This is a genomic window from Escherichia sp. 93.0816 (genome assembly GCF_013368855.2).
Classification (GTDB): domain Bacteria; phylum Pseudomonadota; class Gammaproteobacteria; order Enterobacterales; family Enterobacteriaceae; genus Escherichia; species Escherichia ruysiae.
Genome location: NZ_JABWNC020000004.1, coordinates 193,477 through 207,385 on the forward strand (window position 1 = coordinate 193,477; position 13,909 = coordinate 207,385).

Consider the following 13,909-nt stretch of genomic DNA (forward strand, 5'->3'; position numbering starts at 1 on the left):
TTTCAACGAATTCTCACGACAGAAAATTCTCTTCGGATTGCGGTTGTAGTGTCGGATGCGCCGCGAAGGCGGCTTATCCGACCTACGTACTTATATGCCCAGGGGCAATTCCACAATCCTTAACTCAACGCAGTACCATCAACAGTGCCAGCACCACGACCGCACCGATGCTCATGGATGCCACATACCAGCGCAGGTAGCCGTTCTCACTGAACAGCAGACCTTTACCCGCAAAGCGCGAGAGGATCGCCGGGATGTTCATCATTGCGTTCAGCGGATCGCGTTTCAGCAACCAGGCAATACCCAGGAACGGCTTGACGAACACTTTGTCGTACAGCCAGTCAAAGCCCCAGGCGTTGTACCACCAGGTGCCCAGCAGGCGGCCCGGCGCACTGTTGGCGATGGAGGTCACCAGAGTACGTTTACCCAGCCACAGCCAGGCAGCCAGCAGAATGCCGACCACCGCGACCACGCCAGAGGTAATTTCCAGGGTCAACATGCTGCCGTGCGCCAGCTCCGTCGTTTGCGGAAGCACGCCCTGCAGCGGCGGTACAATCAGTGCACCAACGAAGGTGGAAAGGATCAGCAGCACAATCAGCGGCAGGCTGTGAGTTACCCCTTTCACGGCGTGAGCGTGAATTTGTTCTTTTCCGTGGAAGACGATGAAAATCATACGGAAGGTGTAAAGCGAGGTCATAAACGCACCGACCAGACCTGCCACCATCAGATTGATATGACCATTCGCCATCGCACCCGCGAGGATCTCATCCTTACTGAAGAAGCCCGCAGTGACCAGCGGCAGTGCCGACAGTGCCGCGCCGCCCACCAGGAAGCAGAGATAAACCAGTGGAATAGATTTACGCAGACCGCCCATCTTGAAGATGTTCTGTTCGTGATGGCAGGCCAGAATGACGGAACCGGATGCCAGGAACAGCAACGCTTTAAAGAATGCGTGGGTCATCAAGTGGAAAATCGCCGCATCCCATGCCTGTACGCCAAGCGCGAGGAACATGTAGCCAATCTGGCTCATGGTAGAGTAAGCGAGAACACGTTTGATGTCGGTCTGTACCAGCGCGGCAAAACCGGCCAGCAGCAGCGTAACCGCCCCGATAATGCCCACCAGATGCAGAACTTCCGGGGTCATCAGGAACAGGCCGTGGGTACGGGCGATCAGGTAGACACCCGCGGTTACCATCGTTGCAGCGTGGATCAGCGCGGAGACAGGCGTCGGGCCCGCCATCGCGTCGGCAAGCCATGTCTGCAACGGCAACTGCGCAGATTTACCGACCGCACCGCCCAGCAGCATCAGCGTCGCCCACATCAGCATGTTATTGCCGTCAGCAAAGTGCGCTGGTGCCAGTTCCACCATTTCGCGGAAGTTCAGGGTGCCCAGTTCGTTGTAGAGAATGAACAGCGCGAAAGCGAGGAACACGTCACCCACACGGGTCACGACGAACGCTTTCATTGCCGCTGCGCCATTCTTCGGATCGGTGTAATAGAAACCGATCAGCAGATAGGAGCACAGACCCACGCCTTCCCAGCCGAGGTACATCAGCAGCAGGTTGTCGGCGAGAACCAGAACCACCATGCTGGCGATGAACAGGTTGGTGTAGGCGAAGAAGCGAGAGTATCCCTCTTCACCGCGCATATACCAGGAGGCGTACATGTGGATCAGGAAACCCACACCGGTGACCACCGAGAGCATGGTCAGCGACAGGCCGTCCAGCACCAGGTTGAAACCGATATTAAAGTCGCCTACCGACATCCACGTCCACAGCGGCTGGCTGTAAGCCTGCTCGCCATTAGCGAAGAAATCGACGCCAATAAAGGCAGTCACCAGCGCCGCCAGGCCCACAGAGCCTACGCCCACGATCGCCGAGACGTTTTCAGACCAGCGCCCACGAGAGAACGCCAGCAGGATGAAGCCAATCAATGGCAAAATAATGGTTAAGGCAAGCATGTTCATCCGCGCATCTCACTTACTGAATCGATGTTCAGGTTCTGGCGACGACGGTGAAGTTGCAGCAGCAGCGCAAGGCCGATACTCGCTTCCGCCGCCGCGAGGCTGATGGCGAGAATGTACATCACCTGACCGTCGGTCTGGCCCCAGTAGCTACCGGCGACCACAAAGGCCAGCGCGGAGGCATTAATCATGATTTCCAGACCAATCAGCATAAACAGCAGATTGCGACGGATAACCAGACCGGTTAAGCCAAGAACGAATAAGATTGCCGCGAGGATCAGTCCGTGTTGTAAGGGGATCATGCGCGCTCCTCCGTTTTTCTTTTCGCGCTGTCGTCTTTACGATTGCTCAGCACTTCACCCGCACGCTCTTCACGACCGACGTGGAAGGCCACAACCAGACCAGCCAGCAGCAGCATAGAAGCCAGTTCAACCGCCAGTACGTAAGGCCCGAACAGCGTAATACCCACTGCTTTAGCACTGATTGGCGTACCGTCGATACCCTGATCGTTAACACCGAGAATGGCGTAAACAATCACCACCAGCATGATGGCCGACAAAATTGCCGGACCAATCCACACCTGCGGTTTCAGCCACTGGCGTTCCTGTTCAATTTCCGAACCGCCCAGGTTGAGCATCATCACCACGAACACGAACAGCACCATAATGGCACCAGCGTAGACAATAATTTCCAGCGCACCGGCGAAGTAAGCGCCCAGTGAGAAGAACACCCCGGAAATCGCCAGCAGCGAAATAATCAGGTACAGCAGTGCGTGCACCGGATTGGTATGGGTGATCACTCGCAAGGTCGCAAGTATGGCTATCAGGCCACAGATATAAAAAGCGAACTCCATTGCCCCTCTCCTTACGGTAACAGGCTCTTGACGTCGATAGGCTTGGCTTCGTTCTCTGCTTCGCCCTTATCTTTGCCGTCGATTGCCATACCTGCCATCCGGTAGAAGTTATATTCCGGGTATTTGCCCGGACCGGAGATCAGCAGATCCTCTTTCTCGTAAACCAGATCCTGGCGCTTGTATTCCCCCATTTCGAAATCCGGGGTTAACTGGATCGCCGTGGTCGGACAGGCTTCTTCGCACAGACCACAGAAAATGCAGCGTGAGAAGTTGATGCGGAAAAATTCCGGATACCAGCGGCCGTCTTTGGTTTCTGCTTTTTGCAGCGAGATACAGCCGACCGGGCAGGCTACCGCGCAGAGGTTACAGGCTACGCAACGCTCTTCGCCGTCCGGGTCGCGGGTCAGAACAATACGACCACGATAACGGGGCGGCAGATAGACCGGCTCTTCCGGGTACATTCGCGTTTCGCGTTTGGCGAACGCGTGCAGGCCGATCATCCAGATACTACGAACCTGGGTGCCGAAACCTACTAACAATTCTTTTAAGGTCATGGTCTTAGTGCCCCTTATTGCGCCTGCCAGAGAATGACAGCCGCCGTTACCAGCAAGTTGATCAGCGTCAGCGGCAGGCAGATTTTCCAGCCGAAGGACATTACCTGGTCATAACGCGGACGCGGTAACGACGCACGAATCAAAATGAACATCATCATAAAGAACGCGGTTTTCAGCGCGAACCAGATGAATGGCGGTAACAACGGGCCTTGCCAGCCACCGAAGAACAGTGTCACCATCAGTGCAGAGATGGTCACAATCCCGATGTATTCACCCACGAAGAACAGACCGAACTTCATACCGGAATATTCAATGTGGTAACCATCCGCCAGTTCCTGCTCGGCTTCCGGCTGGTCAAACGGATGACGGTGACACACCGCCACGCCCGCGATGGCAAAGGTAATAAAACCAAAGAATTGCGGGATGACGTTCCACACATGCGCCTGGCTGTTGACGATGTCGGTCATGTTGAATGAACCGGCCTGCGCCACCACGCCCATCAGGGAAAGCCCGAGGAACACTTCGTAGCTCAGGGTCTGCGCAGAAGCACGCATCGCACCCAACAGCGAGTATTTGTTGTTACTTGACCAGCCCGCAAACAGCACCGCGTAGACCGCCAGGCCTGCCATCATCAGGAAGAACAAAATCCCGATGTTCAGGTCGGCAACCACCCAACCCGGACTGACTGGCACAATCGCAAAGGCCAGCAGCAGCGAGGTAAAGGCAATCATCGGCGCCAGGGTAAAGATGACGCGATCCGAGAATTTCGGGATCCAGTCTTCTTTAAAGAACATTTTGATCATGTCCGCGACCAGCTGGAGCGAACCGCCCCAGCCAACACGGTTAGGTCCGTAACGGTTCTGGAACAGACCCAGCAGGCGACGTTCGCCAAAGCTCATGAATGCCCCGCAGGTGACAACCACCAGCAGGATCGCCACCGCTTTGAGGATGGTCAGCAGGATCTCAATCAGTTCCGGTGATAACCAACTCATTGTTGTGCCTCCTTGAGATCCTCAAGATGCGCGCCAGCCAGCACTGGAGCAATGCCGGACATCCCCATCGGCAAGCCCACCTGCCCTGCCGTCAGCCCTTCGGCGATTTCAACTGGCAACGTGACCGTGTTGCCATCGTAACTAAAGGAGACGCGTGTACCCGCGTTCACACCCAACTTCGCGGCATCTGCCGGGTTAAGTTTGATGTACGGCTGCGGCATACGGCTCTGGAAGACCGGAGCACGCTGTGACAGTTCATCGCTGCCAAACAGGTGGTAGTACGGCGCGATACGCCATTTCCCTTCCTGCGGCTGGAAGCGTGCCGGTACGCTGGTGAAGTAATCCAGACCGTTTTCGCTGATTTCAAACAGACGCACACCCGGATCGCCAAAGCGTAGTTTGCCGCCCACTTCATCCTGGAACTTGTTCCACGCCTGCGGGGAGTTCCAGCCCGGCGCCCAGGCAAACGGCACTTGCGAACGGTGCGCGGTCGGCTGGTTGTTACCTTCCATCGAGAAGGTGAACATGGTGTCAATATCCTGCGGCTGACGCGGCTCATGAACGCTGATGTTGGCGCGCATGGCGGTACGACCACTGTAACGGTGCGGCTCACGAGCCAGTTTCTGACCACGAATGCGGAATGTCGCATCCGGCGCGGCATCTTTGATACCCGCCAGCTCCGGGATTTTCGCCACAACGGCATCAATCACATGGTCGAGCTGCGTCCAGTCCACTTCACGGCTCAGCAGGGTGCTGTGCAGCGAGTGCAGCCAGCGCCAGCTTTCCAGCATGACCGTTTTGCTGTCGTAATAGGACGGGTCGTAAACCTGGAAGAAACGTTGAGCGCGACCTTCGTTGTTGATAACCGTACCGTCGCTTTCAGCAAAGCTGGCGGCGGAAAGCACCAGATGGGCGTTTTCCATGATCGCTGTGCGTTGATGGTCAACCACCATCACCAGCGGCGCTTTAGCCAGCGCAGCATTCACGCGGGTTGCGGAAGCGTGACGATGCAGATCGTTTTCCAGCACCACCACCGCGTCGGCGCGTCCGGTTTCCAGTTCGGTTAACGCTTCTTCAAGCGAACCGCCGCCCATAATGCCCAGCCCCATGCTGTTGACGGAACGGGCAATCATGGTGATACCTACGTCAGCGCCGCGACCTTTCAGGGCTTTCGCGACGTTAGCCGCCGCCTGAATCACTTCTGTGCTACCGGCGTTCGTCCCGGAGATAATCAACGGTTTCTTCGCACCCGCCAGAGCCTGCACGATGACGTCGATTTTGCTTTGCAGCTCAGGCTCGATACCGTCAACCGCTGGCGCGGAGTTATCCAGCGCATGGGCGATGGCAAAACCTAAACGCGCCTGATCTTCAACCGGTGCGCGGTAAGTCCACGCCGCAATATCATCCAGACGAGTGTCATCAACGTTGGTAACAAACAGCGGATGCTTCGCACGTTGACCGATGTTGAGGATTGCCGCAATCTGCCAGTCAGCCACTTTCTGTGCTGCCGCCATTTCGCGTGCTTTACCTTTCACCGCCTGACGCACTGCCAGCGCGACGCGCGCTCCGGTCTGGGTAACGTCTTCGCCCAGCACCAGTACCGCATCGTAAGATTCGATTTCGCGCAGTGCCGGCGTATAAATGCCGCCTTCACGCAGCACTTTCAGCGCCAGTTGCAGACGTTCCTGCTCACCGTGAGCGATACCGGTATAGAAGTTTTCTTCGCCCACCAGCTCACGCAGCGCAAAGTTGCTTTCTACGCTGGCTCGCGGAGAACCGATGCCGATCACTTTCTTCGACTGACGCAGAATATCTGCTGCGCCCTGCATTGCCTGTTCGGCGTTGAGGGTAATGAAATCATCGCCACGACGCTGTACTGGCTGACGCGGACGATCTTTCAGGTTGACGTAGCCGTAACCGAAACGACCACGGTCGCAGAGGAAGTAGTGGTTTACCGTACCGTTGTAACGGTTTTCGATACGACGCAGTTCGCCGTAACGTTCGCCGGGGCTGATGTTACAGCCAATGGAACATTGCTGGCAGATGCTCGGCGCAAACTGCATATCCCATTTACGGTTGTAACGCTCGGAGTGCGTTTTGTCGGTAAATACGCCAGTCGGGCAAATTTCGACCAGGTTACCGGAAAATTCACTTTCCAGGGTGCCGTCTTCAGGGCGACCGAAGTAGACGTTGTCGTGTGCGCCATAAACGCCCAGATCCGTACCGTCAGCGTAATCTTTGTAGTAACGCACACAGCGGTAACAGGCGATGCAGCGGTTCATTTCATGAGAGATGAACGGCCCCAGATCCTGATTGCGGTGGGTACGTTTGGTGAAACGGTAGCGACGGAAGCTGTGTCCGGTCATCACGGTCATATCCTGAAGATGGCAGTTACCGCCCTCTTCACATACCGGACAGTCGTGCGGGTGGTTAGTCATTAACCACTCGACCACACTTTCACGGAACTGTTTCGCTTCTTCGTCGTCAATGGAAATAAAGGTGCCATCGGAAGCTGGTGTCATACAGGACATCACCAGGCGACCACGCGTGTCTTCCGCGTTTTGGTACTGCTTCACCGCACACTGGCGGCAAGCACCGACGCTTCCCAGCGCCGGATGCCAGCAAAAGTAAGGAATATCAAGACCCAGAGACAGACAAGCTTCCAGCAGATTGTCCGCTCCGTTGACCTCGTATTCTTTGCCGTCTACATGAATTGTAGCCATTAGCATGCTTCCAGTTTTCTCAGTCAGAGACTGAGCGTTAATCGAAATTCGGTTACCAGCGTTCTTTCAGCAGGTTCGGCTGAATCCCATTAATCAAATGGGTATTGCTGAACGGCTGTTTGATTCCCGCTTCAAATTCTTCGCGGAAATATTTGATGGCGCTCTGTAACGGCTCCACCGCACCAGGTGCGTGGGCACAGAAGGTTTTACCCGGGCCTAAGAATCGACACAGTTGCTCAAGTGTTTCAATATCGCCCGGCTGACCTTCGCCACGCTCCAGCGCACGCAGAATTTTTACGCTCCACGGCAGACCGTCGCGGCACGGTGTACACCAGCCGCAGGATTCACGGGCGAAAAACTCTTCCAGGTTACGCACCAGCGACACCATGTTGATCTCATGGTCAACCGCCATCGCCAGCGCCGTACCCAGACGGCTGCCCGCTTTACCGATACTTTCGAATTCCATCGGCAGGTCAAGGTGCGCTTCGGTCAGGAAGTCGGTGCCCGCGCCGCCTGGCTGCCAGGCTTTGAATTTCAGGCCGTCACGCATACCACCGGCGTAATCTTCGAGGATCTCGCGTGCGGTGGTGCCGAACGGCAGTTCCCACAGACCCGGATTTTTCACCCGACCGGAGAAGCCCATCAGCTTGGTGCCAGCATCTTTGCTTTTCGAGATGTTCTGATACCACTCCACGCCGTTAGCAAGGATTGCCGGAACGTTACACAGGGTTTCGACGTTGTTGACGCAGGTCGGTTTACCCCATGCGCCGGAGGTTGCCGGGAATGGCGGTTTTGAACGCGGGTTAGCGCGACGCCCTTCCAGGGAGTTGATTAACGCTGTTTCTTCACCGCAGATGTAGCGCCCTGCCCCGGTATGGACAAACAGTTCAAAATCAAAACCTGTTCCCATAATGTTTTTGCCAAGCAGACCCGCTTCGGTCGCTTCGGCAATGGCACGGCGCAGATTCACTGCTGCTTCAATATATTCGCCACGCAGGAAGATGTAGCCACGGTAAGCTTTCAGCGCAAACGCGGAGATGAGCATACCTTCCACCAGCAGGTGCGGCAGTTGTTCCATCAGCAGGCGATCTTTATAGGTGCCCGGCTCCATTTCATCGGCGTTACACAGCAGGTAACGGATGTTCATGGATTCGTCTTTCGGCATCAGGCTCCACTTCAGGCCAGTAGAAAAGCCTGCACCGCCGCGCCCTTTCAGGCCGGAGTCTTTTACCTGATTAACGATTTCGTCCGGAGAAAGCCCGGTCAGCGCCTTACGCGCCCCTTCGTAACCGTTTTTGCTGCGGTATTCATCCAGCCACACTGGCTGTTTATCATCACGCAGACGCCAGGTCAGCGGATGCGTTTCGGGAGTACGGATAATATTTTTCATTTATACCGCTCCAGCAGTTCAGGGATCGCTTCCGGGGTCAGATGCGCGTGAGTGTCCTCATCGATCATCATGTTTGGCCCTTTATCACAGTTCCCCAGGCAGCAGGTTGGCAGCAGCGTAAAGCGACCGTCAAACGTCGTTTGCCCTGGTTTGATGTTCAGTTTTTTCTCCAGCGCCGCCTGAATGCCCTGGTAACCGTTGATGTGACAGACCACGCTGTCGCAATAACGGATCACATGGCGACCAACTGGCTGGCGGAAGATCTGGCTGTAGAATGTTGCCACGCCTTCGACATCGCTCGCCGGAATACCCAGAACGTCAGCGATCGCGTGGATCGCACCGTCCGGCACCCAGCCACGCTGCTTCTGAACGATCTTCAGGGCTTCAATGGACGCCGCACGCGGGTCTTCGTAGTGGTGCATCTCGTGCTCAATCGCTTCACGCTCTGCCGCACTCAGCTCAAAAGCCTCGGTTTGTGGTTGTTGATTCTCGTGCATAATTAGCGGTCCACATCTGACATAACAAAATCGATACTGCCCAGATAAACAATCAGGTCAGACACCAGGCTGCCACGGATCGCCGCCGGAATTTGCTGCAAGTGCGCATAACTCGGCGTGCGGATACGGGTGCGATAACTCATGGTGCTGCCGTCGCTGGTCAGGTAGTAACTGTTGATCCCTTTGGTCGCCTCAATCATCTGGAAGGATTCATTGGCAGGCATCACCGGCCCCCACGACACTTGCAGGAAGTGGGTGATCAGGGTTTCGATATGTTGCAGCGTGCGCTCTTTCGGCGGCGGCGTAGTCAGCGGGTGATCCGCTTTGAACGGGCCTTCCGGCATGTTGTTGAGGCACTGCTCAAGAATGCGCAGGCTCTGGCGCAGCTCTTCCACTTTCAGCATTACGCGGGTGTAGCAGTCAGAAACGCCACCACCAACCGGGATTTCAAAGTCGAAGTTTTCATAGCCAGAATAAGGACGCGCCTTACGCACGTCGAAGTCGATCCCGGTGGCTCGCAGGCCAGCACCGGTGGTGCCCCACTCCAGCGCCTCTTTCGCACCGTAGGCGGCAACGCCCTGGGAACGGCCTTTCAGAATGGTGTTTTGCAGCGCCGCTTTCTCGTAAGACGCCAGACGTTTCGGCATCCAGTCGAGGAACTCACGCAGCAGACGATCCCAGCCACGTGGCAGGTCGTGCGCTACGCCGCCAATACGGAACCACGCTGGGTGCATACGGAAACCAGTGATTGCTTCCACCAGATCGTAAATTTTCTGACGATCGGTAAAGGCGAAGAATACTGGCGTCATTGCGCCGACGTCCTGAATAAAGGTCGAGATATACAGCAGGTGGCTGTTGATGCGGAACAGTTCGGAGAGCATTACGCGAATCACGTTAACGCGATCCGGCACGGTAATTCCGGCCAGTTTCTCTACCGCCAGCACATAAGGCATTTCGTTAACGCAGCCGCCGAGGTATTCGATACGGTCGGTATACGGAATGTAGCTGTGCCATGACTGGCGTTCGCCCATTTTCTCCGCGCCACGGTGGTGGTAGCCGATGTCTGGTACGCAGTCGACAATCTCTTCGCCGTCGAGTTGCAAAACGATACGGAAAGCCCCATGCGCCGACGGGTGGTTCGGACCGAGGTTGAGGAACATGAAGTCCTCGTTTTCGGTGCCGCGCTTCATCCCCCACTCTTCCGGTTTGAAGGTCAGGGCTTCCATCTCCAGATCCTGTTTGGCTTTGGTCAGCTCAAACGGCGAGAATTCGGTTGCGCGCGCCGGGTAATCTTTACGCAGCGGGTGACCTTTCCAGGTTTGCGGCATCATGATGCGGCGCAGGTTCGGGTGACCGTCGAAAGTAATGCCAAACAGATCCCAGGTTTCACGCTCATACCAGTTGGCGTTCGGGAACAATTTGGTAAAGGTCGGTACGTGCAGGTCGTTTTCAGCCAGCGCCACCTTCAGCATGATGTCGCGGTTACGATCGATGGAAATCAGATGGTAGAAAACAGAAAAATCCGCAGCAGGTAGCCCTTCGCGGTGGGTGCGCAGACGTTCGTCCATGCCGTGTAAATCAAACAGCATGACGTAAGGTTTCGGCAGTTTCTTTAAGAAATCGCCAACTTCCAGTAATTGTTCACGCTTGATCCACACAACGGGAACCCCGGTGCGAGTCGCCTGAACAGTAAAGGCATCCGGCCCAAAACGGTTGCGCAGTTCGCCTATCACCGGATCATCAAGATGATCGCGGGTCTGCCAGGCGGGTTCTTGCGCGGTTAAGTCGGTCATATTGTTCACCATTGCATATGGTCCGTGGTGACTGTCGGCGTGGCTTCGCGCAATAGATTTAGGAATAAGCGAAGAAAAATACCTTTGCCGACAGGCGCAAATTAAATCTCGTCAGGGGTGCGCAGGTTGGTAACGGCAATGCGTTCACCGCGCTTGCGTTCGCGCTCTGATTGCATATTGGCGCGATAAACGCCCTGATCGCCAACGACCCAGGAGAGCGGGCGACGTTCTTTACCAATAGATTCCTGCAACAGCATCAGTGCCTGCATATACGCTTCTGGACGCGGCGGACACCCCGGGATATACACATCAACCGGAATGAATTTATCAACGCCCTGTACAACGGAATAAATGTCGTACATACCGCCAGAGTTGGCACAGGCTCCCATGGAGATAACCCATTTCGGCTCCAGCATCTGGTCATACAGACGCTGAATAACCGGTGCCATTTTGGTAAAGCAGGTTCCTGCCACCACCATCAGGTCAGCCTGACGCGGCGAAGCACGTAATACTTCTGCGCCAAAACGCGCCACGTCATGCACCGCAGTAAATGAGGTCACCATCTCAACGTAACAGCAGGAAAGACCGAAGTTATACGGCCAAATTGAGTTTTTACGACCCCAGTTAACCATGTCATTGAGCTTGCCCATAAACACGTTTTTGTTAACTTCTTGCTCCAGAGGGTCGGTTACGATCTCCTGCTTTTGCAGGGGGTAACGGTCGTTCTCACCGTTGGGATCTATGCGGGTGAGCGTATAATCCATCTTAATGCCTCGCGGTTAGCGTTGACGATTAGCGATACTGTTCGTTTCCGGGTTCATACGCTCGCGGCGAGAACGCGCGGGCGTCCAGTCCAGCGCGCCAATACGCACCAGATAAACCAGACCAGCCAGTAACACAAAAATAAAAATTGCCGCTTCTACAAAGCCAATCCAGCCGCTTTCGCGAATGGAAGTTGACCATGCGAACAGATACAGCGCCTCAACGTCGAAGATAACGAAGAACATGGCCACCAGATAAAACTTGGCAGACAGGCGTAAGCGGGCGGAGCCGACCGAGTCGATACCTGATTCAAACGGCACGTTTTTCGACCTCGCGCGTGCGCGACCGCCTAAAAACCAACCGCCTACCAGCATCAGGCAACACAGGCCAATGGCAACGATAAGAAAGATAGCGAATGCCCAGTGATGAGCGATGACTTCAGTGGATGTTGACATACTCATTGCTTACTCATCAAAAGTAGCGCCAGATTCACTGCTCTTCACGGCAGATGGACGCCACATCGATTCATGGGGAGGAATAAAAAAAAACCTTACAATCACTGTAGAAACTATTTTATACAGCTAATTGATGTGGTCTTTTACTCCTTTCTATAACCTTTTGTCAACTTTAACAAAGGTTTCTTCACATTAATTTACATGATATCAACAACTTTTGCATTTAATGCCCTATAGCCCCAGATTGTTGACAACTCCAGGAAAATTAGATGTTGTTGAATCGTGTCCGTTGTGAAGCAATGGAAAAAATACGGGTCTATTTTGACAGGAATTTGTGTCGATTCCTCCCCCCAAAAGAGAGTATTTTCTTGATCTGTGACACGCTTTTGTTAATCCATAACAAAAACACATCAATAATTTTACGTATTTTTTAACATCATTGTAGCAGGAGATTTTTTTCAGGCGATTTTTTGTTCGTAAGCCAGGAGAATGGCTGATGATTGAAAAATGAACACTTTTGTTCGCCGTGAGGAAAATTCTTAAGGATTTATTGTAAAAAAAGCCACTGGCGTTTTATTAATCACCAGTGGCCTATTTTTACAAACTTGTCATCAGAAATTGTTATTGCCGGACGATTATTCGTAATCCCCTTCTATCAACAGGGAATCGTCCCCCTCCTGGGTAGTCAGCGGGCTGTATTGCCATGGGTTGTGATAACTCTCCATAGCCTGGTATATCACCTGCGCCAACTCATTATTGCTGGACGGATCATAGCACAGCAAATATTCGGTATCTGGGAGTGGAGGTAAACCGTCTACCGCGCTCAAAACGCGCAGATCCGGACTCATCATCTCAACCGGTCTTGCTGTCACGCCAAGACCCGCTTTTACTGCAGCACGAACCGCCGGTAATGTGGAGGCAACATACGCCAGGCGCCATGGAATCTCCGCTTTATTGAGCGTTGCCAGAACCATGTCACGGAACGGACTGGGGTCATCCAGTAGCACAAGTGGGATCGGCTCGCCTTTTTGCAACACATATTCCGCAGCGCAATACCAGTGCGTTGGCGAAGTACGCAGGTTCAACGCCTTAAAGGTATCAGGACGATGAGTGGTAACCATTAAATCCACTTCCTGGGACTTCAGCATTTCTGCCATATAGGCATTGCGTTTAACGCGGACATCCAGCGCAAGTTTCGGATAAACCGAACTTACGCGATTAAGCAGGAAAGGTAAGATCGTATCAGCAGATTCATCTGAAGCACCGATAGTTAACACGCCCTGAAGATTACTGAACATCAATGATGAGCAAGCCTCATCATTAAAACGCAGGATTTTCCTGGCGTAACCAAGAAGCTGAATGCCATGTTCAGTTAACAGTTTGTTGCGACCATGCCGAGCGAACAGTTCTTTCCCAACGAGTTGTTCCAGACGTTGCATTTGCTGGCTAACAGCAGACTGAGTACGACACACAGCGGCAGCTGCAGCTGCAAAAGTGTTCAGATCGGCAACAGCAACAAATGTTCTCAGCAGATCGAGGTCGAGGTTAATTATCGGACGATTTGCACTTATCATATATTATCACTTACTGGCGGCTCATACTGAGCTGGTTAATGCTGTGCACACACAAACAAGCAATTCCATTTGTAATGTGCCTCCCTGGCAGTTTCATCCGGAACCCGGATGAAAGTAAAAATGCATATGAGTTGCACTAAAAATGTGGCTCACATTGTTCCGTTATAATGCCTGAAGTAGATCACAGAATATATCTTCAGGGATCGCATATCTATTAAGTTACTCACTCTTTTCTATTTATGACATGCGAGAGTTTATGTAAATGTAAATGTTGCTCCCTGCTCCACTCCCTCGCAGCAGCGCGGCTAATACGTGTACGCGTACAAACAGCGAGGATGAGGCTGCATCAAAAG

The 13,909-nt window shown here is 53.9% G+C and carries 12 protein-coding genes; all 12 read right to left on the reverse strand.

The annotated features are described in order from the left end of the window. Positions 1–124: 124 nt before the first annotated feature. Positions 125–1,966 (reverse strand): NADH-quinone oxidoreductase subunit L, encoded by a 1,842-nt coding sequence (gene nuoL / locus HEM79_RS07130; RefSeq protein ID WP_176242321.1) that lies wholly within the window; start codon positions 1,964–1,966, stop codon positions 125–127. Then, a complete protein-coding gene (nuoK, locus tag HEM79_RS07135) occupies positions 1,963–2,265 on the reverse strand; it encodes an NADH-quinone oxidoreductase subunit NuoK (protein WP_000612644.1) in 303 nt (100 codons plus the stop codon). Before nuoK ends, nuoL begins: the two co-directional genes overlap by 4 nt. Beyond that, positions 2,262–2,816, reverse strand: a complete 555-nt coding sequence (gene nuoJ / locus HEM79_RS07140; protein WP_000393513.1) for an NADH-quinone oxidoreductase subunit J — start codon at positions 2,814–2,816, stop codon at positions 2,262–2,264. The genes nuoK and nuoJ overlap by 4 nt, the downstream gene beginning before the upstream one ends. 11 nt (positions 2,817–2,827) lie before the next feature. After that, positions 2,828–3,370: an NADH-quinone oxidoreductase subunit NuoI gene (gene nuoI / locus HEM79_RS07145; RefSeq protein ID WP_000172749.1), complete on the reverse strand. Its 543-nt coding sequence runs from the start codon at positions 3,368–3,370 to the stop codon at positions 2,828–2,830. A gap of 14 nt (positions 3,371–3,384) precedes the next feature. Continuing rightward, complete coding sequence (gene nuoH, locus HEM79_RS07150; RefSeq protein WP_176242323.1) at positions 3,385–4,362, reverse strand: NADH-quinone oxidoreductase subunit NuoH; 978 nt, start codon at positions 4,360–4,362, stop codon at positions 3,385–3,387. Then, the gene (nuoG, locus tag HEM79_RS07155; protein ID WP_176242325.1) at positions 4,359–7,085 is read right to left on the reverse strand and encodes an NADH-quinone oxidoreductase subunit NuoG; all 2,727 of its coding nucleotides are present in this window, start codon (positions 7,083–7,085) and stop codon (positions 4,359–4,361) included. The genes nuoH and nuoG overlap by 4 nt, the downstream gene beginning before the upstream one ends. Positions 7,086–7,137: 52 nt before the next feature. Beyond that, positions 7,138–8,475 (reverse strand): NADH-quinone oxidoreductase subunit NuoF, encoded by a 1,338-nt coding sequence (gene nuoF / locus HEM79_RS07160; RefSeq protein ID WP_000789507.1) that lies wholly within the window; start codon positions 8,473–8,475, stop codon positions 7,138–7,140. Next, a complete protein-coding gene (gene nuoE / locus HEM79_RS07165; protein ID WP_000545042.1) occupies positions 8,472–8,972 on the reverse strand; it encodes an NADH-quinone oxidoreductase subunit NuoE in 501 nt (166 codons plus the stop codon). The genes nuoF and nuoE overlap by 4 nt, the downstream gene beginning before the upstream one ends. 2 nt (positions 8,973–8,974) lie before the next feature. Continuing rightward, entirely contained in the window at positions 8,975–10,777 is a 1,803-nt protein-coding gene (gene nuoC, locus HEM79_RS07170) for an NADH-quinone oxidoreductase subunit C/D (protein ID WP_000247878.1), read from the reverse strand. Between the two features lie 89 nt (positions 10,778–10,866). Next, positions 10,867–11,529 carry an NADH-quinone oxidoreductase subunit NuoB gene (nuoB, locus tag HEM79_RS07175; protein WP_000386733.1) on the reverse strand — a complete coding sequence of 221 codons (663 nt, stop codon included), beginning with the start codon at positions 11,527–11,529 and terminating at the stop codon, positions 10,867–10,869. 15 nt (positions 11,530–11,544) lie between these two features. Beyond that, positions 11,545–11,988, reverse strand: a complete 444-nt coding sequence (gene nuoA / locus HEM79_RS07180) for an NADH-quinone oxidoreductase subunit NuoA (RefSeq protein ID WP_000062994.1) — start codon at positions 11,986–11,988, stop codon at positions 11,545–11,547. Positions 11,989–12,617: 629 nt separating this feature from the next. Further along, a complete protein-coding gene (gene lrhA / locus HEM79_RS07185; RefSeq protein ID WP_021551129.1) occupies positions 12,618–13,556 on the reverse strand; it encodes a transcriptional regulator LrhA in 939 nt (312 codons plus the stop codon). Positions 13,557–13,909: the final 353 nt, after the last annotated feature.

Coding starts and splice junctions, on each gene's coding strand:
- nuoL (WP_176242321.1), bottom strand. CDS start 1,966: ATGAACATGCTTGCCTTAACCATTATTTTGCCATTGATTGGCTTCATC.
- nuoK (WP_000612644.1), bottom strand. CDS start 2,265: ATGATCCCCTTACAACACGGACTGATCCTCGCGGCAATCTTATTCGTT.
- nuoJ (WP_000393513.1), bottom strand. CDS start 2,816: ATGGAGTTCGCTTTTTATATCTGTGGCCTGATAGCCATACTTGCGACC.
- nuoI (WP_000172749.1), bottom strand. CDS start 3,370: ATGACCTTAAAAGAATTGTTAGTAGGTTTCGGCACCCAGGTTCGTAGT.
- nuoH (WP_176242323.1), bottom strand. CDS start 4,362: ATGAGTTGGTTATCACCGGAACTGATTGAGATCCTGCTGACCATCCTC.
- nuoG (WP_176242325.1), bottom strand. CDS start 7,085: ATGGCTACAATTCATGTAGACGGCAAAGAATACGAGGTCAACGGAGCG.
- nuoF (WP_000789507.1), bottom strand. CDS start 8,475: ATGAAAAATATTATCCGTACTCCCGAAACGCATCCGCTGACCTGGCGT.
- nuoE (WP_000545042.1), bottom strand. CDS start 8,972: ATGCACGAGAATCAACAACCACAAACCGAGGCTTTTGAGCTGAGTGCG.
- nuoC (WP_000247878.1), bottom strand. CDS start 10,777: ATGGTGAACAATATGACCGACTTAACCGCGCAAGAACCCGCCTGGCAG.
- nuoB (WP_000386733.1), bottom strand. CDS start 11,529: ATGGATTATACGCTCACCCGCATAGATCCCAACGGTGAGAACGACCGT.
- nuoA (WP_000062994.1), bottom strand. CDS start 11,988: ATGAGTATGTCAACATCCACTGAAGTCATCGCTCATCACTGGGCATTC.
- lrhA (WP_021551129.1), bottom strand. CDS start 13,556: ATGATAAGTGCAAATCGTCCGATAATTAACCTCGACCTCGATCTGCTG.